Here is a 654-nt window from a genome sequence, read left to right on the forward strand (position 1 = left end):
GAAAACCGCTGGATGTGGCAGGTATGCACAGCAGAATTATCATGCTTTATGACGCACTTCTCACGTGGCGCCTGGGCGGCAAAGAAACTACTCGGCGATAATCCGGAAAACATTGTTGTTACTGACCAGTATGCCGGTTATCACTACATCGATTCAGACCACCGTCAATTGTGCTGGGCGCATATCTTAAGAAACATGAATGCGCTGGCGGAAAGCTGGGGTACGAATAAAACCTATGGAACAACGTTAGTCAGGCTCATTCGCATACTGTTCCGGCTGCAACACCGGTATGAGAGTAACGAACTAAGTGAAAAGCGATACCGGGACCGAATGGAAAAACTGCGTATCGCCTGGCGAGAACAACTTGAACTGGCATCAAGGCGTTGTGTTACTCCCCGCTATCAGAACCGGTGTAAGCTGCGGCTAAAACACGATGATATGTGCTGGGTGTTCCTCAGTCACGATGGCGTCCCCCTCACTAACAATGAAGCAGAGCGTTCATTGCGAAGCTATGTGCTGTGGCGAAAAGGCAGCTATGGCGTGTGTTCTCACCGAGGGGAACTGTTCAGACAACGTATACTCACCATTGTAGAAACCTGCCGGAAACAAAAGCTGAATCCACTGAATTGGCTCCGCGCCATTCTCGAAGCGACG

General features: G+C 50.2%; 1 pseudogene. It reads left to right on the plus strand.

Annotation, left to right across the window (positions count from 1 at the left end):
• Nucleotides 1-654 (plus strand): annotated as a pseudogene (locus C6Y40_RS10255) (IS66-like element ISAma4 family transposase); the annotation flags it as partial.

The organism is Marisediminitalea alba (genome assembly GCF_002993365.1).
Taxonomy (GTDB): Bacteria; Pseudomonadota; Gammaproteobacteria; order Enterobacterales; family Alteromonadaceae; genus Alteromonas; species Alteromonas alba.